At 58.8% G+C, this 24,077-nt stretch carries 18 protein-coding genes and 3 pseudogenes; 1 reads left to right on the top strand and 20 read right to left on the bottom strand.

The features are described from left to right. Positions 1-498: 498 nt before the first annotated feature. From CK226_RS33945 to queC, 17 genes and pseudogenes are all read right to left on the bottom strand, one after another. Entirely contained in the window at positions 499-1,644 is a 1,146-nt protein-coding gene (locus tag CK226_RS33945; RefSeq protein WP_063170388.1) for a TlpA disulfide reductase family protein, read from the bottom strand. A gap of 272 nt (positions 1,645-1,916) precedes the next feature. Further along, positions 1,917-2,294 carry a hypothetical protein gene (locus tag CK226_RS33940; RefSeq protein WP_024505270.1) on the bottom strand — a complete coding sequence of 126 codons (378 nt, stop codon included), beginning with the start codon at positions 2,292-2,294 and terminating at the stop codon, positions 1,917-1,919. A gap of 13 nt (positions 2,295-2,307) precedes the next feature. Further along, positions 2,308-3,606 carry a SidA/IucD/PvdA family monooxygenase gene (locus CK226_RS33935; RefSeq protein ID WP_063169368.1) on the bottom strand — a complete coding sequence of 433 codons (1,299 nt, stop codon included), beginning with the start codon at positions 3,604-3,606 and terminating at the stop codon, positions 2,308-2,310. Positions 3,607-4,448: 842 nt separating this feature from the next. Beyond that, entirely contained in the window at positions 4,449-5,321 is an 873-nt protein-coding gene (locus CK226_RS33930) for a universal stress protein (protein WP_063169369.1), read from the bottom strand. A 95-nt stretch (positions 5,322-5,416) separates the two neighbouring features. Continuing rightward, the gene (locus CK226_RS33925) at positions 5,417-6,232 is read right to left on the bottom strand and encodes a response regulator transcription factor (protein ID WP_063169370.1); all 816 of its coding nucleotides are present in this window, start codon (positions 6,230-6,232) and stop codon (positions 5,417-5,419) included. Then, entirely contained in the window at positions 6,229-6,708 is a 480-nt protein-coding gene (locus tag CK226_RS33920) for a NifX-associated nitrogen fixation protein (protein ID WP_024505267.1), read from the bottom strand. The genes CK226_RS33925 and CK226_RS33920 overlap by 4 nt, the downstream gene beginning before the upstream one ends. Before the next feature lie 16 nt (positions 6,709-6,724). Then, on the bottom strand, positions 6,725-7,222 hold the full coding sequence (gene nifX, locus CK226_RS33915; RefSeq protein WP_063169371.1) for a nitrogen fixation protein NifX: 498 nt from the start codon (positions 7,220-7,222) through the stop codon (positions 6,725-6,727). Then, positions 7,219-8,571: a nitrogenase iron-molybdenum cofactor biosynthesis protein NifN gene (nifN, locus tag CK226_RS33910; RefSeq protein WP_024505265.1), complete on the bottom strand. Its 1,353-nt coding sequence runs from the start codon at positions 8,569-8,571 to the stop codon at positions 7,219-7,221. Before nifN ends, nifX begins: the two co-directional genes overlap by 4 nt. A gap of 8 nt (positions 8,572-8,579) precedes the next feature. Then, positions 8,580-10,064 (bottom strand): nitrogenase iron-molybdenum cofactor biosynthesis protein NifE, encoded by a 1,485-nt coding sequence (gene nifE, locus CK226_RS33905; protein ID WP_024505264.1) that lies wholly within the window; start codon positions 10,062-10,064, stop codon positions 8,580-8,582. 61 nt (positions 10,065-10,125) lie between these two features. Beyond that, the gene (nifK, locus tag CK226_RS33900; RefSeq protein ID WP_024505263.1) at positions 10,126-11,667 is read right to left on the bottom strand and encodes a nitrogenase molybdenum-iron protein subunit beta; all 1,542 of its coding nucleotides are present in this window, start codon (positions 11,665-11,667) and stop codon (positions 10,126-10,128) included. 129 nt (positions 11,668-11,796) lie between these two features. Further along, the gene (gene nifD / locus CK226_RS33895) at positions 11,797-13,299 is read right to left on the bottom strand and encodes a nitrogenase molybdenum-iron protein alpha chain (protein WP_024505262.1); all 1,503 of its coding nucleotides are present in this window, start codon (positions 13,297-13,299) and stop codon (positions 11,797-11,799) included. A gap of 87 nt (positions 13,300-13,386) precedes the next feature. Continuing rightward, complete coding sequence (gene nifH / locus CK226_RS33890) at positions 13,387-14,280, bottom strand: nitrogenase iron protein (RefSeq protein ID WP_024505261.1); 894 nt, start codon at positions 14,278-14,280, stop codon at positions 13,387-13,389. A 1,097-nt stretch (positions 14,281-15,377) separates the two neighbouring features. Beyond that, a pseudogene (locus CK226_RS35910) lies at positions 15,378-15,574 on the bottom strand (7-carboxy-7-deazaguanine synthase QueE); the annotation flags it as partial. Between the two features lie 160 nt (positions 15,575-15,734). Next, the gene (locus tag CK226_RS33875) at positions 15,735-16,487 is read right to left on the bottom strand and encodes a carbonic anhydrase (RefSeq protein ID WP_063169372.1); all 753 of its coding nucleotides are present in this window, start codon (positions 16,485-16,487) and stop codon (positions 15,735-15,737) included. A 770-nt stretch (positions 16,488-17,257) separates the two neighbouring features. After that, complete coding sequence (gene queE / locus CK226_RS33870) at positions 17,258-17,983, bottom strand: 7-carboxy-7-deazaguanine synthase QueE (protein WP_164548811.1); 726 nt, start codon at positions 17,981-17,983, stop codon at positions 17,258-17,260. 5 nt (positions 17,984-17,988) lie between these two features. Continuing rightward, the gene (gene queD / locus CK226_RS33865; RefSeq protein ID WP_063169374.1) at positions 17,989-18,345 is read right to left on the bottom strand and encodes a 6-carboxytetrahydropterin synthase QueD; all 357 of its coding nucleotides are present in this window, start codon (positions 18,343-18,345) and stop codon (positions 17,989-17,991) included. Continuing rightward, entirely contained in the window at positions 18,345-19,043 is a 699-nt protein-coding gene (gene queC, locus CK226_RS33860) for a 7-cyano-7-deazaguanine synthase QueC (protein ID WP_063170389.1), read from the bottom strand. Before queC ends, queD begins: the two co-directional genes overlap by 1 nt. Before the next feature lie 369 nt (positions 19,044-19,412). Between queC and CK226_RS33855 the strand changes: the two are divergent. Then, positions 19,413-19,554 (top strand): annotated as a pseudogene (locus CK226_RS33855) (transposase); the annotation flags it as partial. On the opposite strand, the pseudogene CK226_RS33850 reads toward CK226_RS33855, so the two are convergent. From CK226_RS33850 to hisC, 3 genes and pseudogenes are all read right to left on the bottom strand, one after another. After that, positions 19,549-20,751, bottom strand: a pseudogene (locus CK226_RS33850) (IS3 family transposase). The pseudogenes CK226_RS33855 and CK226_RS33850 overlap by 6 nt on opposite strands. A gap of 254 nt (positions 20,752-21,005) precedes the next feature. Beyond that, complete coding sequence (locus tag CK226_RS33845; protein ID WP_063169375.1) at positions 21,006-22,040, bottom strand: LLM class flavin-dependent oxidoreductase; 1,035 nt, start codon at positions 22,038-22,040, stop codon at positions 21,006-21,008. 71 nt (positions 22,041-22,111) lie between these two features. After that, a complete protein-coding gene (hisC, locus tag CK226_RS33840) occupies positions 22,112-23,242 on the bottom strand; it encodes a histidinol-phosphate transaminase (protein WP_063169376.1) in 1,131 nt (376 codons plus the stop codon). Positions 23,243-24,077: the final 835 nt, after the last annotated feature.

The raw sequence follows: 24,077 nt of genomic DNA, 5'->3' as shown, positions 1-24,077 counted from the left end.
GCTTGGTGATGATGAACTCGGCCAGCAGCTCGGCATCCGAATGGCCTTCCCATAAGCCGAAGGAATCCTGAGTACGAATGAGCCGCAGGAGGCATTTGACGAACGGGGAAGCAAGGGCCTCGTCGTCCCCGTGGACAGCAGGGCCAACCGGTTCATGAGGAATTTCGCTTTTCCCCAATTTCAGTACTCCTCTTGAAGGACGATCTCTTTTTCTGCGATGTGTGGTTCGGGCGCTTGCGTGGGCGGGGAATGGCTTGGGCGAGCCGATCCCACGCAACAGTGTCCCGTGGCCGACCTCGAGCACGTCCACCAATGCGAGACCTTTCACCGCGGCGCGAACGCCTGCGCCGCGGTTCGACCCGAGGTAAACGCAATGGAAATTCCACCTGCCGCAAGCCGCGCACTTTTGCGGCATCGACGTTATTGCTGCGAAGTGCGCCTGGGCGGGCGGATTTGCCGGTGTTCAATTCCAATTGTCATGCCCTTCGCGATCCTTGCTCAGGAAGTGACAGCGTTTTGAGTTTCGGAAGTCTTGTTTTGCGGAGCCACACAGAGACCCGCGTGACAGGCAGGCTCACCCGTGTAGTTGGCCAGGGCTTGGAGCAACGAGGTGAGGTAGCGCTGTTTGGTTTGGTCCGGCACTGGCTCCGAATGGTCCAGCGATTTGATTGCCACCTCGATCAACTCGATCGCCCGGTCCTTGTTGCCGCTCTCGTAATAATACTGAGCGACCGGAAAGTAACACCCGAATTTAAAGTCTCCATCGCCTTGCGGAGGATTAAGTTCCAGGATCTGTTCGGAGAGCTCCTTGCCCATCGCAAAGCGATCATCATGCGGAAGATGGGAGTTGTCGATCGTGGGATGGAAGAGTTGGTTCAGCGCCATCACCACCCAAGACATCGCTTCGAACTTTTTGTTGATCGCGTCCTCGACCAATTCGCGCATAAGCGGCAAGCCGGTTTTGATGTCGCGCAGCTTGTGAAGCAGAATATCCGCATGAACCCGCCGAAAATCAAAAGAGTCTGGCATCACGGCGAGGCCTTCTTCGATGGCCAATAGTGCCGCTGCCCAATCCTCGTCCTGCATCGCCGGCCCAAGTTTGGCGTATATCGGCTGACTCAGCGACGATTCGCGCACACGCGAGATTCGCTTTGCATCGACGGCTTTCGCTTCATAGCTGCTGCGCCAGCTGCCGTTAAGGACTTTCGGCAAAACGTCATCGAGAGGTGCCGGGTGGCCGATATAAGCGATGTGGCCGTCGCGGTCGACCACGAACGAGGTGGGAATCCCGAACGAAGAGCTGGGTTCCAGCCAGAGCTTTTTCATTTCGCCAGTGCAATCGAACGCTGTCCGATAATTCAGATTCGGGAACTTCTCGGTCAGCCAGGCATCCACGTTGGTCCGCGCTTCGTCCGCGGTTGCAGCCTTTTCGCAAGCTGCGACTCCGATAATCTCAAATCCGCTGTCTTTATATTTCTCCTGCAGTTCGATCAAATGGGGCATGGCGTGGACACATGGTCGGCACCAAGTCGCCCAAAATTCAACGAGGTAGACCTTGCCGGGCCGAAGGCTCGTGAGGGGCTCGCCACGCAGCCAGTTCTCCACTTTCAGCGCAGGAGCCGGGGACCCCATACGCAGTTCCATCTTGGTGTCCAAAGTCATTCCACACCTTTCGTCTCTTTTGTCGCGGAATATTTTCCAGTCAAAATCGGACACGGTCTCGAGGGCATTGCTCCCTCTCGCTTGCTTCAGCGGAGCTCTCACCGTGTTGCCGCACATCAAGCACGGCAAAGGGCATGCCAACCCTTCTTAGCTTCGGCAAGCGCCGGTACCGCCTTGAATAAGCGAGCCCTAACACGGCCAGCTGACGTTAACCTGAATGTCGGCTTTCGACGGCTCACCTTAGCGGCTGCCGTTTAGGAAGGTGAGAGTTTGGCTGGCCCGCTGGCGATAAGACCGGCTTCGGCGTCCTGGAGTAGTCGCACTTCGGCGATGGGGTCGAAAGTGCGGGAGAGGCTCGGTACCCTTGCAGCCACCGCCGCATGTGGCCCGGCGTCATAATTCGCGTCGCGGTTGCCAACGGCGGCGTTGGGCTCGATCCACGTGGCGTTGAGCCCGACAGCACGTAAAGCTGCATCGTGATTGAATGCCCTTTGCTGTTTCACGCCAAGCAGGAGTCGCGCGACGCTACCTTGCTCAAGCGCGAGCAGAGCGATCTGACGCCGTAGGAATATTGCTCGTCCCGCTTTTGCCGCCAGAGGCGGAAATCTTTCCTGAATGCCACCGCCGATCATCAATATCGACGAATCATATCCCGCTGCCCATTTGTTCGACTCCGAGGTCGGGCCAGCACTCCGTCAAGGGACGGTTGATGAACCCTAGATGCTCGGGATTGGCGCATGGCGCGCGCCGCAGAAGGCTGTCAAGGATGCGGCGCGCTCGCCAGGCCAGCAGCCCAAAGTTCGGATCAGCCAGCCCGCGCTGTCCAAGGCAGGCGTTCTGAACGAAAAGGCGTCGGTCTCGCGGTCCGTCCCAGTACACCGAAAAATCCTCGCCGATGGCGAGCTCATTGCCGATCTGTTCGAGGCGATCTGCGATCGGTTCTAGGAAACCCGGCAGCGGTTTCTCGTACCCGGTGGCCAGGATGACGATATCGGCGGTTACTTCTCCGATGTTGTCCAAGCCGCGTTGCAGCGTGAGCCTGTGCCCTGCTCCGGCATTGATGCAGCGCGACACGTTGCAACTTGGCCGCAATGTGATCTCGCATTGGTGTGGCTCGAGAAAGGCGTGGTGGTAGAGCGCCTGATAGACCGCGCGCAACTTGCTTTCTGAAATGCCCTCGGAGGCAAGCGCGAAACGCCGCAGGAACAGCTGTCGATGCACCTCGCTCATCGCAGCAAAACGATCCGAGAAGCATGGCGTGAACAGCCCGTTTGTGAACGCGTGGTCGTCGAAAGGCATCTCGCGCGTCAAGACCCATGTGATCGCCGCGGGCCGCCGTTCTTTCGGCCGGCCGACAAGGTGCAGTAGCAGCTCGGCTCCCGACTGTCCGCCGCCAACAACGCAGACATGCTTTTTTTGCACCTCAGGATTGATGTGGGCCAACTCAGATGAGTGGAACAGGTTGGGTCCAGTCCAGCCATGAAACTGAGGCGGAATTTGCGCCTGCTTGCCTATGTCGATGACGAGGTTTCTTGCATCAAGGACCGCGTTGTCCGTCCGCACGCGAAACTCGCCGTCAAAGCGGATTTCGCGAACGGCCTCGCCGCCACGGACAAGCGGATTCTTCTGGAACGCCCAGTTGAGATATTGGGCGAACTCGGCTCTAAGCACCCCGTGAAATTGCGCATTGAGGAAATTGTAAAGACGCCCGTTCTCGTGGAGGTAGTTTACGAATGTGTAGGCTGATCGCGGATTGACCAGAGTAACCAGATCCTGGAAGTGGCCGACCTGGAGCTCCGCGCAATCGAAAGCGCTGCCTGGATGTCCTCGGAAATCGACCTCCCGGTCCAGGAACAGTGCCCCTTGCGCAATCTCTTCCTGTATCTGACACGCAAGGCTCAAATTAGATGGTCCAGCACCCACACCAATACAAAAGAGGTCCACTTATCCTTACTCCTCTAGGAGTGTTTTCCAACTCAGCGGCATGTTGACGTCGATTGCCGGGCATTGAGCAATGCGAACCTCACAGGCATGCTTGAGCCGCGGTCCCGACTGAGAGGACAGCAAAAGCGTGTGCCGCCTTCCAGGTCTTGGGCTCAATGTCGGCGGCATCGACAGCGGCGCGGCGTGATCCGAACCCAAGAGCAGAAGGAAAGTGTGTGATGCTGTCGCGCGGCTCTTCCGGATCTTACGGCGGCTTCTAGCGCCGGCCTCCACCCCAGGAGTGGCTGTTTCCCTGCCACGACGGAAGCGGCTCTTTCTTTCGAGGGGCGTAACCATGGATAACGGCTCTTAATGCTTTCGGAGACTCCCATGCATGCGGCGTGCCGGATAAAGACCTGTCAAACCAACGAGTTCGCGCAGTTCCAGCTCGTCTGGAATCCGACATTGTCGCACGCCCGACGATCGGGCAGGGGAAGCTCCGCGGCAGCGGCCCTTGCACACCGCAGGCTGACAGGGACAGCCGCCGATTTGACGCGCGTCCGGGTACTGATAAGGGGCCTTCCAACAGGGTTCGCGCACGAGGCGGGGTCTCCTGGTACACCCGCCCTGTGGCTTGGCTGCGGTCTGCTGCAGCCGTTCGTCTTTACTGCCCGTTGCGGACGATCTCGCACGAGTTGGTTCACGAGAGCGTCGTGAAGCAGTCGAGGCGTCCGGTTTGGCTCTGACAAGCGTCGCAAGATGTTCGCGGATCCAGCCATGTCTCCGCAATCCGACCGGTAACCGACGACGACTTCGGACTGGTTGGCGGTCCTACGACCTGATCGGTGTTCCTACGGAGCTGATCAGCGAGCCAAAAACAGCGGCAATGTGGTCTTCCCAAAGCTCCAGCTCGGCGGACCGCCGAAAATCCGCTCACGCAGCCCACGGCTGCCATAAGCACCCATAACCATCATGTCAGCACAGATGTCGTTCGCGTGCTGGGTCAGCACTGTGCCCGCCGATTTGCCGGCGCTCTTAAGCAGGTCAACGGAGACCCGAGCACCGTGCCGAGTAAGATAGGCAGCGATGTCAGCTCCAGACTGCGCGCCTTTCCCGTTGTTTTGCGCCTTTGGATCGACCATAGCGACACAGACTTCCTTGGCAGCGGATAGGATACTAAGAGCTTCCCGAACCGCACGCGAGGCCTCTACACGCGAATCCCAGCCGACCAGCACGCGTCGAGGCGACAGCGTCGCCTTAACGCCCTTCGGCACGATGAGCACCGGCTTTCCGCTATCGAACAAGCAGCCGTTGACAACAGGAGGTCCGAGAGTCTCATCGTTGAGGAGGTCTCCTCCAACGATCGTCAGGTCAGCGCAGAGCGCCCGCTGTCGTGCCACTTCACCGAGGCTAGCCGGATCGCAATAGTCGGTGTCAACGTCACAGGAAAGCGACATAGCTTTCAGCCTTTTGAGGATATCCGCGGACCGTCTTTCCATTCTGGTCACGTCCTGTGAAAATTTCTCGATTTGCTGAAATCGATAGTTCGGTACTGCAATTGCCTGTGCACGTCCTGTATTCCATTCGGGGGGCGGAGACGACATCAAGAGCAATGGAGGCGGTATAATGAGTACCGATAGGTGCGCGCCGACCTCGGCACACAGTCCGGCAGCTGTTGTGAGGTCCTCATCAGAATGATCAGCACCCGTCACACTGAATATGCTTTTAAATTCCATTTGCCTGCTTCTCCTGGTCTTCGTTAGGAGCGCCTCAAAGCGGCAACACCGCTCTCAGGAGGAAGAGAGAGCGGCACCACGTTCGATCACCGATTTCAGTCGTCCGGCTTCTCGAGCGAGTAGCCGGCCGACCTGACGGTGCGAATGACGCTGCCGGGCAAGGCCGTTTTCAGCGCCCTCCTGATTCGGCTGATATGGACATCGACGGTGCGTGCACCGACATGAATGTTGGGCAGCCAGGCCGCCCCGATAAGCTCGTCCCGGCTGAAGACCTTGCCGGGGGCCTCAATCATAAGCCGCAGCACGTTGAAATCGATCCGTCCGAGATGGATGTCGTGGCCATTACCGCGAACCCGATGGGCATCGAGCTTCATCTCCAGGCCTCCACAACAAATCCAACTGTCGTTTTCAACCCCGTTCGGACCACGCTTGGTCAGCCCGAGCCTCGCCCGCAGGCAGTCGAGCAGCTTGGCCGGAGCCACCGGCCGCACAAAGCTCTCAACGCCTGCCTTCAAGAGATCGAGGTGCTGGTGCTCGGCGCCAGGCGCGATCAGGGCGATGATAGGCAGGTCGGTGGTGCGCGGTTCCCGCTTGAGGTGGGCGCAAATTGCGGACCCGTTTATGCTGGCTGGGTCGCAATCCAGCACTACGGCCTGAAGCTCCCGTTGTTCGGCCAAGGCCAGCGCAGCCTTCGCGCCGTCTGCCGTCTCACTGCTGAAACCGTCAACCTCCAGTATGTGGCTGTAGAGCAGATAGAACTCGGCATCTTGCGAGCAGATCAGGACCAGCGGCTTCTTCATCGGCGATACCCCAACAACCTGGTCGGCCTCGAGTCCCTGGATCGAGGGGACTGGCCAACATAGTTTCTCGGGTCCGTCATGATGGCCTTTCTCGAAAATCGCGCCCATCATGCCAGCGCCACGTGGGGAAAGGTTTCGATGACTGAAATCGCATCGTCGACCAGCTTCGTACCGGCCGTGGCGAGCTTCAGGAGCGTCTCGAAGCCAAACCGGTGGACATCGCGCAGCGTTTTGGACAAAACGACCAGCCGTCCGGTCGTGAAAAGCACCCGACCAAAACCCTCATGGCTCACCTGGATCATCGGCGATGCCATAAGGCCGCAGCGCTCCTCGATCGCAAGCCCGATGGCGGCGTAGTACTTGTCGAGCCTCCACAGCACGTCGGGATCGGGATCTCCGATGATTGGGATCCCTCGGCGCTGTTCCTTGGTAATGATGAAGTCGCCCAGCAGCTCAGCGTCCGCTTTGCGTTCCCACGAGCCATAGGAATCCTGAGAACGGATCAGCCGCACGAGGCATTTGACGAACGGGGTGCAAAGAGCCGCCTCGTCTTCGGCGACAGCTGGGGGGATTGCGGGGTCAGGCATTGGCGTCCTCCTCTTTTCAGTCCTCGTCCTCGAAGGACGGTTTCTTTTCGGCAATGCCCGCTCGCGCCAGCACCTTGCGCAGCCAAGGCGGAGGACACGTCCTGAGCATCATCTGCGTGCGCAAGAGCACCTGTGGGATCGATTGGGGCTCCGCCACTTTGATCGGGTGGATTTTTGCCGCGACAAGCTTGGCTGCCGAAGGGCCGCCAATTGCCAGACAAAACAGGATCTGACAGCCCTTGAGCGCATCCACCTTTGGCGTGATGCGATCATCGCGCTCGGCCCGATGCTCCCCGCTTTCATCGGACACGTCATCGAAGGCCACGGCTTCTACGAGATTCCATTCCTCGCGCGTCACGTCGTAGACAGCAAAGCGCCTGGCCGACCCGAAATGGGCGTTGAGGTCCTGCATGTCCTGAGTGGCGATCGCAACGCGCAATGCGCCCTTACGTCGTTCAGGCATCGGGGCGAAAACCTCACTACTGACCAGCGAGAGGCGGCGAACAGCGTTCATCGTGATATTTCTCGATTACGGAGTGGATCAAGCGCCTCAGGAGTGGGCGCGTGTTGGTTGGCCTGGAAGATGCTGGCGACCTCGAAGATCATGTCGCGGGTGCCCTGATAGAGAATTGCGAGCTTGTGCTGGCTGCCTAGTCGATCGAAGACCGGGAACCCGATGCGCATGAGCGGAATTCGGAGCCGCTCCGATGCTTGGCGCCCGTGCGAATGCGTGACAAGCAGGTCAGCACCGACGGCAAGACTTTCCAGATCGCCGAGATCGCCGATCTGAACCGAAACCGCCGGGACTTTCTCGAGAATTTTAGACCTGTCGGTCGTTGTGACGGCCGCGGCTATCTCGGAGCCGAGGCCAGCAAAGAAGGTCGCAAGTTGGAACAGCTGGTCTGGTTCGGCAGCGATGGCAATTTTCTTGCCGCCGAAATGGAAATGTCCGTCGAGCATCGCGTCCTGCAATTGCGCCCGGCGCCGGCGCACGCGGGCCGGTACCGCCGCGCCCGAAATCGCAGACAGCAGCGACACGAAGCGGTCCGTGTCCTGCAGCCCAGTCAGTGACTGGAACAACACGTAAGGCACGCCGGTCAACCCGTGCAGCGCTTTCGCCGGGCGGCGCATGTGCTCACCGATGGCGATGCATTGCATGGCCGTGCCCAACTCGCGAATGTCTTCGACGCTGGTGCCGCCGTATGTGGTCGCTACCCAGCGGTCAGGAACCGTACCGTCGAGCGAGCCTGAAATGTCGGGCAGAATAACCGGCTTGAGCCCAAAGCTTTCAACCATGTCACGCATATGCTCGATGTCGGCGACAGTGAGGTTGCATCCGGGCAGGATCGCGATCTTCTTCGGCTGCCGCGCACGTTCGCCCGAGCCTGTAATCCCTTTGATCATTGCGGTGACTGCCTTGGCCCAGCCCTCTTCGATCGCGCCGTCAAAATCCGGCGTGTTGGCCAGCACGACCTCCGTACCCGCAAGCTCTTGCGTGTGCTTCAGCTTGATGTTCGCAATATCACTCGCGCAATCTTCGCCACGCGTCTCCACCAGCGCGGTCGTGCACACCCCGATCAGCTTTGGCTTCGTGCGGTTCTTGAGGTTGAGGATGGCTTCTTCAAGATGGTCGGCAGCGCCGAGGATGGTCGCCACCTCATCCATCGCTGTTGTCTGCAATGGAATCGTTTCTTTGAAGTGCCGTACGAAGAGCACGAGCGCGAAGCTTGTGCATCCCTGGCTGCCGTGGAACAGCGGCATCGCGCCGTCGACCCCAAGAAAGGCAAAGGCGGCACCCAGCGGCTGCGACGACTTCAGCGGGTTCACCGCCGCGGATTTGGTCTGGGGAAGGATGCGGGCCATCGGTCGCCTCAACACTCGCTGAACTCGTGTGCCGTCGCGCCGGCGAATTCATCGAACAGGTGCCCGGACTCCTTCTTCGTGCATGGCAGTTCGTCTTTTAGATCAGGCTGGCAATCCCACGGGGCCGGCTGGCGCACCTGAGACCAGACCGGATTGTGAATGGCGAGGTCGATCTGGCGTACGAGTTCCACCATGCCGGCATAGCCGGCATAAGGGTGCTGGCGCTCCTGGTTGATATCGAGCCAGGGCGTCTTGGCCTTGAGCGCAATGAATTGCGTGCGACCGCCCGACAGCATGATATCGGCCCTGTGTTCAGAGAGCATGGCGTACAGCTCGCGCGCAGCCATGTATTCGAACATATGCTTGTCGTGCTTGAGAACTTGTTTGATGCGCTCCTTGTCCTGCACCGTAGATTTCTTGACCGAGGTGCCGACGATCTCGATTCCGATCTCCATCAGCGCACGGACAACCGACCAGGACTTCACACCGCCTGTGTTGAGCAGCACGCGCTTGCCTTGGAGCCTTTGCCGGTAGGATTCGAGTTTCTTCCACGCGATCGCCTCCTGCTGCGCGATCAGCGTCTCCGTGCGCTCGAGGATCTCCGGATCGGCGCCCTTCCTCACCAGCAGCCTGACAAGGTTGCGAAGAGCTTGCGATGTGTCGGAGATGCCATAGAAGGAGCCCTCGAAGAACGGGATGTCCCAGCGCTCCTCCATCTTGCGGGCAAGACTGATCAGCGCGGTCGAGCACACGATCATTGCCGCCCGGGCGCGGTGCGCGGAAGCAATGTCGCGGTAACGCGCATCGCCGGGAATGCAGGCGCGCACCCGGATGCCGAGCCGATCGAGGAGCGGCTTTACAAGCCAGAATTCGCCCGAGAGGTTGAATTCGCCAAGGATGTTGATGTCGTAGGGCCCGGGGTCGTCGGGTTCGACCGTGCCGATGACATGATCGAGCAACGCCTCGGCGGCGAGCTTGTTGCCGAGGTTCTTGGAGCCTGCCAGGCCAGGCGCATTGATCGGCACCACGGCCAAACCGAACTTTTCCGTGGCGCGTTTGCACACGGCCTCGATGTCGTCACCGATCAGCGCCGTTACGCAAGTTGAGTAGACGAAGATCGCCGGCGGCGCGTATGTGTGCTTGATCTCGCGGATCGCCTTGAAGAGTTTCCGCTCGCCCTGCCCCATCACCAGGTCGAGTTCGGTGAGGTCGGTCGTGAAGCTTGTCCGCCACAAGGTCGGCCCTGACGAAACCGCACCACGGTTGTCCCAAGAATTGCCCTCGCAGGCGAGCGGCGCATGGACCAGATGCGCAACGTCGGTGATCGGCTGCAGGACGATCTTGGCTCCGTCAAAGGCGCAGCCGCCGGCTGCCGCCCCTGGTGTCAGCGACTTCGAGCAGCCCTCCTTGCGCGCCTTGGCATCTTTGCCACGGTTCTTATCGCAGGCGGGCTCATCGAAGGCGTCCTTGATTTTGGCGCTGAGGGAGGACATCGCTCAGCCTCCCCAGTCCATTGGGCAAGGAATGGCCTCGGCGAAAAGCCGGCCACGGCTCTTAGCGCGTGAGGTCATAGGAATAATCCGTCACACCCGTCTCGCTCGTCTCGCGATCGAGTTTGTCGAAGATCTTGTCGAGGATCGTCGTCAGCACGCGCAACGCGCCCTGGTAGCCAAAGAGCGCAAAGCGGTGATGATGGTGCCGATCGAAGATCGGAAACATCAGCCGGATCAGCGGCGTTCCGGTGTCGCGCTCCAGGTACTTGCCGTAGGAATTGCCGATCAAAAGGTCCACCGGCTCGGTAAAGAGCAGCGAGCGCAGCGCCCACAGGTCCTTGCCCGCCCAAACCTGGGCAGCCTTGCCGAAAGGCGAGGATGCTAGCAGCTTCTTCAAATCGGCTTCCCATGCCGAGGTGCCATTGGTGGCGAGGCAATGGGTTGGCTCGCCGCCGGTCTCCATGACAAAGCGGGCCATTGCGTGAACGAAGTCGGGATCACCGTAGATGGCGTATTTCTTACCATGCAGCCAGGATTGGCTGTCCGCCATGGCGTCTACCAGTCGGCCGCGCTCGAGGCGAATTGCCTCGGGAATCTCCTTGCCGGAAATCGCCGCGACCTCCATCAGGAATTCGTCCGTCGCCTGAACGCCGAGCGGATAGTGGAACGAGGCCGTCGCCTGCCCGACCTCCTCGCAATAGCCCAGTGTCTTTCGGGTGTTGTGATGCTGCAGCGAAAGCGTTGCCTCGGCGTTGAGGGCCTTCTTCACCTCGTTGATCTTCGTGCCCCCGTCATACATGCGGTATTCACCGTCCGAAGGCGTATCGAACTGGTCAGAGGCATCCTGGATCAATGTATAGGACACGCCCATTACATCGAGCAGGCGCTTGAGCTCCCGGTTGTTGCCGACGCAGAAGCCGTCGAAGCCCGGAATGATGTTGATGGTTCCTTCGATTTGCGTACGCTCCTGACCTTTCCAGAAGTGCTCCAAAATGCCTTTGACCATGTTGTCATAGCCGTCGACATGACTGCCAACGAAGGCCGGGGTGTGGGCAAAGGGCACGTCGAAGTCGCGCGGGACTGAATCTTCGTCCTTGGCGTTCTGGATGAAGCTGTGCAGGTCGTCGCCAATGACCTCTGCCATACAGGTCGTCGACACGGCAATCATCTTGGGGTCGTAGAGCTGGTAGGTGTTGGCGAGCCCGTCGACCATGTTCTTCAGGCCGCCAAACACCGCCGCATCCTCGGTCATTGAGGAGGAGACCGCCGCGGCAGGCTCCTTGAAATGGCGCGACAGGTGCGAGCGGTAATAGGCGACGCAACCTTGGCTGCCGTGGACGAAGGACATGGTTCGCTCGAAGCCGGCGGCAGCGAATACCGCACCCAGCGGCTGGCAGGCCTTGGCCGGGTTCACGACAAGCGCTTTGCGGGCGAGGTTCTTTTCGCGGTATTCCCACGTCTGGGTGAAATCGCGCTGATCGGAAACGATTTCATCGGGGTGCGGACATTCGAAGTTTAGCTTCTTCTCAGCGAGCATCTTTCTGTATTCCGGCTCGCGGAACAGGGGAGCGTGATCGAGAATTTTTTCAGCCGACTGCGGCATGATGATTACCTCTTTTGCATCTGGCTGCGCGGGACGGCAGCTCAGGACGTCAAGACGTTCCAGGCTCCGGCGGATCAGAGGCCGCGGGAGTTCACCGTCTCAGTGGGAGACTGGGGCTGAAGCAAATGTTTATTCGGCAGCCATCGCCCGCTCATCGCCCCGGCTTCTTTTCCAAGGCGCGTGGAATAGGTCCCAGACCGGGTTGTTAATGGCGAGATCCACATCACGTGCGAAAATGGCAAAGCCGTCGTAGCCGTGATACGGGCCTGAATAATCCCAGGAATGCATCTGGCGGAACGGTATGCCCATCTTCTGCACCGGGTATTTTTCTTTGATTCCCGAGCCGACCAGATTTGGGCGAATCCCTTCGATGAATTTCTCCAACTCATAGCCGGTCACGTCATCGTAGATCAGCGTGCCGTTCTTCACGTAGTGGCCGGTGCGCTGATAGTCGTCGCTGTGGGCGAATTCATAGCCGGTGCCCACGATGACCATGCCGAGGTCCTCGTAGGCCGTGACGACGTGGCGGGGGCGCAGGCCGCCGACATAGAGCATCACGGTATTTCCTTCCAGGCGCGACAGGTACTTGGCGATGACCGCATCAACAAGCGGCCTGTACTTGGCAATGACCTTTTCGGTCTTCTCCTCGATTTCCGGCCCAAAATGCTTGGCTATGTTGCGCAGAGAGGCTTCGATCTGGGAGGGACCGAAGAAATTGTACTCCATCCAGGCGACGCCATACTTTTCCTCCATATGCCGACAGATGTAATTCATCGACCGGTAGCAGTGGATAAGATTGAGCTTAGCCTTCGGGGCGCGCTCGATCTCTGCGAGTGTGGCGTCACCCGACCAGTTGCCAACCACGCGCAGCCCTATCTCCTCAAGCAGTATGCGCGAGGCCCAGGCATCGCCGCCGATATTGTAGTCGCCGATGACGTTGACGTCGTAGGGGCCGGCCTCGAACTTGACATCCTTTTTGTCGAAGACCCAATCCCGGATTGCATCATTGGCGATGTGGTGGCCAAGCGACTGCGAGACGCCGCGGAAGCCCTCGCAGCGTACCGGCACGATCGTCTTGTCATACTCCTTGGTCTTTTTGCGAGAAACGGCCTCGGTGTCATCGCCAATCAGGCCGATAGGGCATTCGGACTGCACGGTGATGCCGTTGTTGAGCGGAAACAAGACTTCAATCTCGTCAATGATCTGTTCCAGCTTCTTGTCGCCGCCGAAGACGATGTCCTTCTCCTGGAAATCGGAGGTGAACTGCATTGTCCCGAACGTGTCGACGCCCGTTGTACCGACGTAGTAGTTGCGGCGCTGCGACCAAGAATATTGGCCGCAGCCGACCGGGCCGTGCGAGATATGGACCATATCCTTGACTGGCCCCCACACCACGCCTTTCGAACCAGCATATGCACAGCCGCGAATCGTCATCACCCCGGGAATGGACTTGATGTTCGATTTGACGTCGCATTCGGAAAGGACCTCGCTTTCCCCGCCAGCCTCGTTGCCGCTCTTTGCGACGTTGAGGTGCTTCTTGCGGCGCTTCGCCGCCTTGTCGGGATAATGCGACAGCACCTCTTCGATAAGCTTCGCATGAAGAGCACCGTCATTCTCGTATTCCCGGCTCATGAGTCCCCCTTTCAAGGTTGGGTGACGCCTCAAAGAATAGGCGCCGTTCTCTGCAAGGCGCGCCGATTCATGGCAGCGCTAATGTCACTACTGGGCCGCCGCCTTCGCCGCTTCCTTGGAGTGAAGCTCGGCAAGCATCTGCTCGTCGGTCTTCATGATGCCGAAGTCGAGCAGCATCTCCTCCAGCTCCTCCATGGTGATCGGCGTCGGGATCGTACCCTGGCCCGAATTGGCGTGGATCTTCTCGGCCAGAGCGCGGTATTCCCCTGCCTGCTTTGAGTCCGGCGCGTACTGGATCACCGACATCTTCCTGAGTTCGGCATGTTGGACGATGTTGTCGCGGGGCACGAAGTGGATGAGCTTGGAATTCAATCGGCCAGCCAGTGCTTCGGCCAGATCGAGTTCGCGGTCGGTTTGACGTTCATTGCAGATCAGCCCGCCCAGCCGCACACCGCCCGAATGGGCATATTTGAGGATGCCCTTGGCGATGTTGTTGGCGGCATAGAGCGCCATCATCTCGCCGGACATGACGATATAGATCTCCTGGGCCTTGCCTTCGCGGATCGGCATGGCGAAGCCGCCGCATACCACGTCGCCGAGGACGTCATAGGAGACATAATCGACATCGTCATAAGCGCCATTCTCCTCGAGGAAATTGATCGAGGTGATGACGCCGCGGCCGGCGCAACCGACACCCGGCTCGGGGCCGCCGGACTCCACGCACTTGATGCCTCTGTAGCCCACCTTGAGCACGTCCTGGAGTTCGAGGTCTTCCACCGAGCCTTCCTGTGCGGCGAGATCCAGGACGGTATCCTGAGCTTTCGAATTCAGGATCAAGCGTGTGGAATCGGCTTTGGGGTCGCATCCTACGATGAGGATTCTCTGCCCGAGGTCGACAAGGGCAGCGAGCGTATTTTGGGACGTGGTGGACTTGCCGATGCCGCCTTTTCCGTAAAAGGCGATCTGACGCAGACCTGACATAATAGCTTTCCTTCCTTCGTTCTAATTATCGCGACTGCCCGCGACACAAGTGCCGATAGGCAGCTCGTGCCGCCTCACACCAAGCATCGCAAAAAGCGTACCAGCGTGATCGGCCGATCCCAGAAGAAACTTTGTCATTAAATTCCAGCCGCTTAGACGGCGGCAAAACGCGCGAACGGGCCTTTCAGGCGTCTGTCACGGACACGACAAAGCCGACACAGATTGTCGTGCGCCATCCAAACCGCCGTGTGTCGAGCTCGAAGCGGGAGAATGGGGAAGTTAGCCCAAAGCTGATGGCGAGACCATCGGAAGACATCGGCTCTTGTCTTTCCAGCCTGCCATTGATCGGGCGGTCGCTGGATGAGCAGGAGCCTGGGGCTTGACCGCGGCGCGGGTAGTTCAGGCAGGCTTACAGAGCGGGAACGCCGGCGGCCGATAGACATCCGCGCTTAACCTTTCATAGCCCGTCTACAAGTTGGTTCCGCCGACGCGCTATATGGAAGCCAAATAATTCAGTAGCTTAGCCGAGAGCATTGATTTTTTCAGAAAGATACGTGTTATACGCGTATGAACCGCCGAACCCATGGTCGGCGCCCTCATGCGCGTGAGACCCCGTTGTGGGCGAGGCTCGCGACTGGCTGCACGATCCTAGCCGGCCTGCTTGCCATTGAGTTTGGTCCCGCCGCGGTAGGCTGCGGCATCAAGGGCAACATCAGCTACAACACTGGCAAGAAGATTATCACGTTCTTGGACAGGAATCTTACTGGGAGACACGCATCAACCTATTGAAGGGCGAGCGGTGGTTTTGTTCAGAGGAAGCTGCACGAAAGGCGGGCGGGCGGGCTTCGAGAGGTTAGTGTCGCGGCAGCTTGCAGATCTGCCCACGGGGCCGCCACGATCGCAAAGTGTGTACAAAAGCGCCCTCTCTGCCGAACTGAACAGTGCTCACGGCCATAGCCTCGGATGAGCCCGACTGGCTTGACCTCTGCATGATGAGAGCAGCTTTTACACCAGGTGCGCAGCACATGTCTTTAACGAACGCATCGTCTTCAAGAATATAGAGAGCAATTCGGAAAACCGAGTAGTTGGCGGCGAAGCTAGGAGAAGGTATACACTACCCTCTTGTTACCCCAGAGTAGAACGTGCAGCTGCGGCAAGACGCGGGCTTCGAACCACCTGTCGCTGGTCACCTTTTCTACCAGCGGTTCCATGCGCATCATATTCCGTCGGACTCGACAGAGACGTCTTCATTACCACGGCGGGGCGGCGTGTGATTGCCGGGTTGCAGACAAACCTCGCCGCGACGTATTTGGGACGAGTGGTGTCGGCACCGAATCCCTATCATTTAGACTAGCCAGCTTGGGGAGCGCCGTCAGACCGCCAGACCGGAAGAGGAGGCTTCGCGCCAACTTGTGCCAAGAATGTTGGACCGTGCGGAACCGCTGGGGCGGCGCTCAACTCTGGCGCAGGATGAAGCGTCGATTGGGTGAATGAATAGGGCGCGCGTTCGACGGGTAGAGTGAGGCAAATCGCTGGATGTCTGCCGGATCAACGTCAACCGGTTCCATCGCCACCATCCACTCGACGTTTTCGGTGCACGGCGGCGTCGTCAGTGAGCCCTCATAAGTCCAATAGCCAAGCGAGGCTGGCAGAAGCCAGTTGGGATTCACCTCGTCGATCGTCACCTCCCCATTCGGCAGTTCGGGAAAGGCCGCAGCAAGGGCAGCAAAGCTGGCATTTGTCGCGCCGGGCGTTAAAAAGACGCCCAGCACGCCCAGAGTACCACTTTGCGTGTCCTTGTGAACGAAATGCACCTCCATCGGGAAGCTCTTGCCCGCCACGTGATGTTCGCTTGGCGCATGGAAATGGAACTGTACCAGTTCGTAGACACGATCGCCGCGGGTCAGCGTGCTGCCTTGTGGCATATTGATTTGAATGGTGTGGCCGTTGTTCACCATATTGCCGCCGCCCTTGTGCCAGCCGATGGCGATATGCGGGATATCCGCCTTGACCGCGCTGTTGATATTGATCGGCGATTGCTGCGTGCCGGCAGAGCATACGAAATTTTCCTTATCCAGATCAGCCCAGTGCTCCGGTCCGACCGGACCGGTGTACCCCCAATGGGCACTGGTCGCTTGGGCGGCTTGAACGCAAATCCGGCATGCGCCGAGCGCAACCAACCCTTTGATCAGGTGACGACGATACATATTACTTTTGCTCCTCTTGCGAACTGATGTTGGTGGCTGCCCTAATGGACGCGTGATGGCCAATCGGCGCGGCCAGTATTGTCCTTTGCAACTGATAGATGCCCGCACGCCTTGGCGTGCTTTCATAAGTGCGGCTGCCGTTTCTCGGCTGGCCGGCTTCTGCAGCCCGCAACGGGGGCAGTTTCAACCAGCTAAACGATAAAAAATTTTAGCAGACCAGCGCTTGACCCCCGCCGCAAAGGCACAGGCGAAGGTGATCACTGCGCGGCTGCCGTTCGCGCCGGAGGCCGCATCGCTATACTTTACACTCGCTGCCCAAGGAGACGCAGGCGACCCCAATACGTTTTCATCGCTACTCCCGACGCAGCCGACCCACGCCACGAAAACGTTGCTATATTTCACGTTGGGCCAATGAGGAAATCGATCTTCTTTATGGAAGGCATTTGCGCAATGGATGCATTCCCATGCTGACAGTCGTGCGTCAGGCCGGACAATGAGATACATCGATAAGAGCTGGACAAGGATGAGGGGATGACGTGCTTGCGACGGAGCAGGTGGGGCGAGAAGGCCAGTTCTTGCGGATTTCAACTTTGCGTGACGACAGCTCATCGGAGTCAAGGTGACACACGCCGGCAGCGGGGTGTCCGGGCGGTTTCCAGCCGCACAATCGCGAGACCGCTGACGCGAACAAAGCTCGGCTGTACTCGGCACGCGAAGAGAGCCTGCCAAGCCGTTGGAGCCCGGCCTTCCGGTGCGACGCAAGCCACAGACTAGACCGCCCTCTTGTTACCCCAAAGCAGAACGTGCAGCTGCGGCAACACGCGGGCTTCGAACCACCTGTCGCTAGTCACCCTTTCGACAAGCCATTCCATTCGCATCATTATTCCGTCCAAGTCGACAGAGGCGTCTTCACTGCCAGGGAGCGGCGGCGTGTGATTGCCGGGTTGCAGATAGATCGGAAGGTGCGGATATCTCGCCGCGACTTCTTTGGCGTAGGCATAGTCACTCTCGTCGAAAACGACGAGCTTGAGCACGATTTGCGGCTTCTCTTGCGCCGCTTCGAGGCATGCATCAAACGCAGCCCAACGGGTCGTCATCTCGCTGGACGGCGGCTTTGGGCTAAGGGTCAGCACGTCAAGATCCGCAAACCACTCCCTCACCACGGAACCCTGCGTTTCCAGTGCAAAACGATAGCCCTCGCGATGGCCTCGTTCTATGAGGGGACCGAACGGCTGAATGGCCGGGTTGCCGCCTGACAAGGAGACCATAACCGGCCTGCCGCCGGAAAGCGCATGGACGGTTTGCCACACGGCATCGATCGGCATCGGTAGCCATTCATGGCGATACTGATTGTCCACCGCGTGAAGGCTGTCGCACCATGAACAGCGATAATCACATCCGCCGGTTCTGATGAACACCGTCGGCAAGCCGATGAGCACGCCCTCGCCCTGGATAGTCGGCCCGAATATCTCGCTCACACGGATTGCGGGATGCATGTCGGTCACGGACGGTATTCCGCCCAAGTTTTCGGTGTTTCGCTAACGCGCACGGCCGCGGTCTGCGGCAGACGTGCCTTGCACCATTCATAGAAATGTCTGGCCAGGCATTCCGCCGTGACCTTCTCATGTCCCAGCACGTCGTTGAGGTGCCGATGGTCGAAGCTCTCGTCAATGTAGCGTTTGAGCGGCGCCAGATCGTGATAGTCGCGCACGAAGCCGTGGGCGTCCAGTTCCTTGGCCGACAGCTCCACTACGACGACATAGTTATGCCCGTGCAGGCGCGCGCATTGATGGTTGGGAGGCAAGGAGGTGAGCTGATGCGAGGCCGAGAAGTGGAATTCCTTGCTGATGTGGAACATTACGCGCGCCTCCTGCGCAGCGCCTCAAGCCAGAAATCGGCGTCCTCGTAGTCGGTGGGATCAGCGTGCCCGGCGAGATGGAACGCTTCGCGCCGCTCGACGCAGGTCCCGCATCGTCCGCAGTGACGCACGCCGCCCTTGTAACAGGACCAGGTCTCAGCAAACGGGGTGCCGTATCTTGCGCCATCCGCAACAATGTCAGCTTTTCCGAGATTCACATACGGTGCATAGAGGCGTATCTGCGCATAGCCGTCGAGCGCGCGGTCTTGCATTGTCTGGAAAGCTTCAATGAAGGCCGGACGGCAATCGGGATAGATGAAATGGTCCCCACCATGCACGGCCGCCGCCACCGCTTCGGCGCTGTGGGCGGCGGCGAGACCGAAGGCGATTGCCAACATGATGGCATTGCGGTTCGGCACCACCGTAATCTTCATCGTGTCTTCGGCGTAGTGGCCGTCCGGCACGTCGATACTGCTAGTCAGCGCTGAGCCGGAAAGGCCACGGCCAATTTCGCCGATGTCGATGATCTGGTGCGGGACCTTCAGTCGCTGCGCGCAAAGAGCGGCGAAGCCCAATTCCTTCCTGTGCCGTTGGCCATAGTCGAAAGATAGAAGGCCGGTGAGTTCGTGCTCCGCTGCCACCATGTGAGCAAGGGAAACGGAGTCCAATCCGCCAGAGCAGACGGCGAGAGTCTTCATCATTGGTATCCTTGTTTTGACCGGGTAAGGCTGCGACCGGAGATTTCTCTGCGCCCCCACTACTCCAGCGACTCAGTTTTGTGAACCGGGAGAATTTGCGCTCAGCCCGATTGGAACGGGAGTGCGTCGCGTCCAACACGCGTGATCAATAAAAGTTGAGCGCTTCAGCAGTTTGTTTCGCATCGCGCCAACTTTCGCAACCTGCTGTCCGATCGTCGACTTCGAGACAAGGTGATGTTCGGCCGACATCGGCTGACTCTTAATTAAGCCGCAGAACACATGTTGGCTTTCTGGCCTTCGCTTGTGCGGTTGGCGAGGGCGACATGGATGCCAGCAAATTTGACATTGGCGACATCCGCCTGGAGAACCCTGCGCGGCGCGATTGAGGCCGCAGGCGAGCCTGCTCTAACTGCCGCCCTACAGTCCCGACTTCAATCCGATTGAGAACGCCTTCGCCCAACCTAAGGCGCTGCTGCGAGCAAAGGCCGAGATAACCATCAAGGCTCTATGGGACTGACGTTGCCCCAGCAGTTTTGAGTTCGTTTCCGGCGTGGGTTGTGCCCTGCTGGGCGGGTGAAGCGACGGGCGCTGGCGCGGAGCCTTTGGCATAGCGCAGCGCGAGCGACCGTCGCGGATTGAAGGTGCTGGCGAACTTGGCCGGGGTCTGCCAGGGGGGAGTGCGGCCGCGCGGTGTTGTAGTCGGCGTGCCACAGGGCGATGGCTACGCGCGCCTGAGCCAGCGAGGTGAACAGCGTCTCGTTGAGCAGTTCATCGCGCAGTCGGCCGTTGAAGCTCTCGATGAAGCCATTCTGCATCGGCTTGCCGGGCGCAATGTAATGCCATTCGACGCGGTTCTGATCCGCCCAGGAGAGGATGGCGTTCGAGGTGAACTCGCTGCCATTGTCGCTGACGATCATCCTGGGCCGGCCCCGCTCGGTGATGAGCCGTCCAATTCGCGGGCAACCCGCATGCCCGAGAGAGACGTATCAACGATGAGTGCGAGGCACTCTCTCGTGCAGTCGTCGACGACGGCCAGGATGCGGAAGCGGCGCCCGTCGGTGAGCTGGTCCGATACGAAGTCGAGCGACCAGCGCTCGTCGGGCCTCAGCGGCACCAGCATCGGCGCCCTGGTCCCGATCGCCCGCTTGCGGCCGCCACGGCGGCGACGGCGAGCTTCTCCTCCCGATAGAGCCGGAACAGCTTCTTGTGGTTCACGACCAGGCCCTCCCGCCTCAGCATCACGAGAAGACGCCGGTAGCCGAACCGGCGACGCTCCTGCGCGATCGGCCTTCATCCGCTCGCGAACCTCGCGGTCGTCCGGCCTGCTGGTCTGGTAGCGAACCGTCATGCGGCAACAGCCGATGGCTTTACACGCCCGCCGTTCGCTCATCCCGAAGCCTTCCTTCAGGCGAGCGACAGCTTTCCGCTTGGCGGCGGGCGTCACCATTTCTTTCCCACAAGGTCCTTCAACGCGGCATTGTCGAGCATGGCGTCGGCCAAAAGCCGCTTCAGGCGCGTGTTCTCGTCCTCCAGCGCCTTCAGGTCGCCGAGCCTCGGTGACATCCATCCCGCCGAAGCGGGCCTTCCAATTGTAGATCGAGGCGTCGCTGACCCCGTGCTTGCGGCACAGATCGCCAACCGATACCCCGGCCTCGTGTTTCTTCAAAATTCCGATGATCTGCTCTTCAGAGAAGCGGCTGCGTTTCATGTCCTGGTCCTCTGGATGGGCCAGAACGAACTTCAAACCGGATTAGATCAGAGGGGCAAGGTCAGGACGCCTCGGCGCGGTCGTCGACCTCTTCACCCCAGCCGAATGTGCCAACTACTTCAAAGCCGCAGGATATGACCTGGATCAGATAGGACGTGCTCCAATGGTTTACACCTGACACAGGAGTCCGGCCCCCACAACCGTTTCGCAATGAGGAGCAGCGCTGCCGCTGCTCCTCCAATCACACGACGGATTCACGATGCGGCAACTCGAGCCATGATTTCGGATCCAATGGCCGATGCGGTGTATAGTGAGGCATCCAGCGGCAAATCCCCAAATGCCAGTTGACACAGAAGATAATTAGCACCTGCCTCTTCCAGCTGATCAAGGAGAGCTTTTCGGACAGAATCTGCCGTTCCCACGACGCACAATTCACTTTCAATTGCTGCATCGAAGTTCAAAGGCAAGTTTGGTGGAGTGGAAATGGCATTTAGTTCGTATAGAAATTTGAAGCTATTGAGCCATCGTTCATAGGCAGGTGCTGCGAGCAAATACGCATCTGTTTCAGAACGCCCTATCACCACCATTCGGAGCAATCCAAGAAATGGCGCTTGCTGGCCAATGTCAGCATCGTGAATTCGGGCGGCGCGGAACGCGTCGGTAACGCTGCGAACAGAAGTGGAAGGTCCGACGCAGGCGATGTTTGCCCCATTCGCAGCGGCCCAGCTAGCCGGCTCGGGTCGATTGGTGGCGATCCATGTCGGCGGACGGGGATATTGGTGAGGTCTCAACGTCAGCGGAACATCTTTCAACTCAAAGTGGCGGCCCTGATAAGAAAGCGTCCCGCCTTTCATCGCATTGATGAGAATCTCACTGGCCTCCGCATACTGTTCTGGTGCTGCTTCTACAGCAACCCCGAAGTATCCCAATTCAGTGGGAGCAGAGCCGCGCCCTATGCCGAGTTCAAGCCTGCCGCCGCTCAACTGATCAAGCATGCAGATCTCCTCGAAGGCACGCAGCGGATGATAGAGCGCAAGTAGCATTACCATGGGACCAACACGAAGACTGCGGGTTCGCTGGGCGACGCTCGCTAAGAACAAATTCGGTGATGGACCTCTGCCATGCGGCGTACAGTGGTGCTCGGCGAGATGATACGCATAAAAGCCATAGCCATCGCACGCTTCTGCTAGGCTCAGCCGATCTGCATATTGTTGTGCGATGTCATCGCCGTTTTCGTCCAGATGATCGAAGATGCCGAAGGTCAGGCCCGAAGCGGAAATTTTCTTCAATTAATTGTTCTCCAAATTACCTATATTTATTCGCTAATCATCATAGCTCACGACATATCATTACTTGATGCTTAATGTGAATCGACTTCATGCTTGTGAGCACCGCGATCCTTCTTAAAGTTCATACAGACGCGTTCGGCGGCAGCAAGGAATTTGTCCATCTGCTCTGTGGTGCCAATGCTGACGCGAATACAGTTCTTCAAATCTACGTCAGGAAAGCTGGCGATGAGGATCGCCTGCTCTTTCAACGCGGCTTGCCAGCATGAGCCCTCCTGTCCCGCCGGCACACGGGCCAGCAAAAAGTTTGCGTGGGAGGGTGTTACGGAAAAGCCAAGTTGCAACAGCGCCAGGGTCACTCGCTGTCGTTCATGCTTGATGTGCCTGTGGTTCTCTTCGTAGGCGTGGCGATGCGCAAGAATGCTTTTCCCGACCGCCTGCCCGATCACGTTCATGTTGAAGACATTCTGGATGTTGCGCAGCCTGCCAATGATTTCTGGGTGACCGAAACCGAAGCCGACTCGCACGCCAGCGGCAGCATAGCTCTTTGAAAAAGTCCTCAAGATCAAAAGATTCGGATGTCTATTGACGAGGCGCAGGGCATTGTCGGGTGCGAAGTCAACGTAGGCCTCATCCAAGACGACCAAGCGATCTGCTTGCTCCACAAGGCGTTCGATTTCGGCCACCGGCACGAATGTTCCGGTCGGATTGTTCGGATTAGCCAACAGAATGAACTTCGCGTCTTTTGCGGGGCCGGACAGCAGTTTTTCTATCGGCAGGGGATGAGCTTCGCTCGATGCGATTTCGAGAAACTCGGCACCCTGCAACATGGCAAGTTTACGGTTGAACGAAAATCCGGGCGACAGCATTGCCACTCTATCTCCTGGGGCGAGGAAAGCTCTGTAGATGAGTCCGAGCAGCTCCGACGAACCGTTGCCGGCAATCACCTGATCTTTGGAAAATCCGTAAGCATCGGAGGCAGCTGCCCTTAAGCTGAGATTGTCGTCTTCCGGATAAAGATACTGGTGTTCGATCGCAGCAATTGCACTTTGCATTACGCTCTTCGGCAACGGAAACGGGTTCTCGTTCGTATTTAGCTTAACGCAGTTTGCATCCGTCGCTGGTCCGTTGGACGAGAGAGCATCTAATTTGCTGGCCACCGGCGAAAAAAGCGAAAGCACGGTCTTCAGTTTTGCATCGCACATGTTCTTCTCCGTTTTTCAGTCCCGCAGGGCATGTGACATGAGGCAATCGTTGATCGTGACTTGATCGACGTTCGGCTATATCAGCGCTGCCTTCCCACCCTGGTGGGGATCGCCGACCACGGTTTGGATTTGACACCGGGAAGCTGTCGAGAACCTGATGACGACCCAACGTTTGGCCGACGGCCGATTCGGCGCAACAGACGGTGTTTCAACATCGCATCGTCCTCAAAGCCGCATGCAGGGCCTGCACGACAGCCCGTCTCCAGCGCCCGCAGATAGGTGGAAGCCGAAGTCTTGCCGAACCTCAGTTGCTCTGCCACCTTGGCCCACCGGACTGCCCTGTTTATGGGTCAGGCGCAGGATATCTCTGACGCTCGTTCGTCTTGCTTGCTTCCGTCTTGGCATGGGCTCTCTCGGTTTGCTGATGAGAGAGCCAAATACCGGCTCATCTGAGCATGAGACGCAGGCCTGACGATATGGAGCGTCGCTGGTGGCGCGCGTAGCCGAGAGGGTTCGCCTCGCTGGCGGGGCATGCAAGACGGCGCACCTCCTTAGCCATCCTGTCCCATCGTCTCAGATCGTGAGGCGCACCTTATAGTCGGTGAGGAGATCTTGCAGGGTCAGGTTACGCCCTAGCGCTTAAGGTTGTTGGTCGCACCGAGCAAGCGCGGGACCTGTCGACGGACAACAGCGGTGCCACTGCCGGCACTAGGTGTGAGCTTTCGAGAGGTTGTCCATTCGGACCGGACCGAGGAGACTGGAGTTACCACGCTTCAGCATCCATCGGAGGGTCCGAATGAACATCCACAAGAATGCCCGTCTCACACCGCTGCGT

Origin of the sequence: Mesorhizobium sp. WSM4311, assembly GCF_002295115.1 — a bacterium.
In the GTDB taxonomy this organism is placed as follows: Bacteria; Pseudomonadota; Alphaproteobacteria; order Rhizobiales; family Rhizobiaceae; genus Mesorhizobium.
Note: the sequence above shows the minus strand (reverse complement) of the source record. Positions and strands in the feature narration are given on the sequence as shown.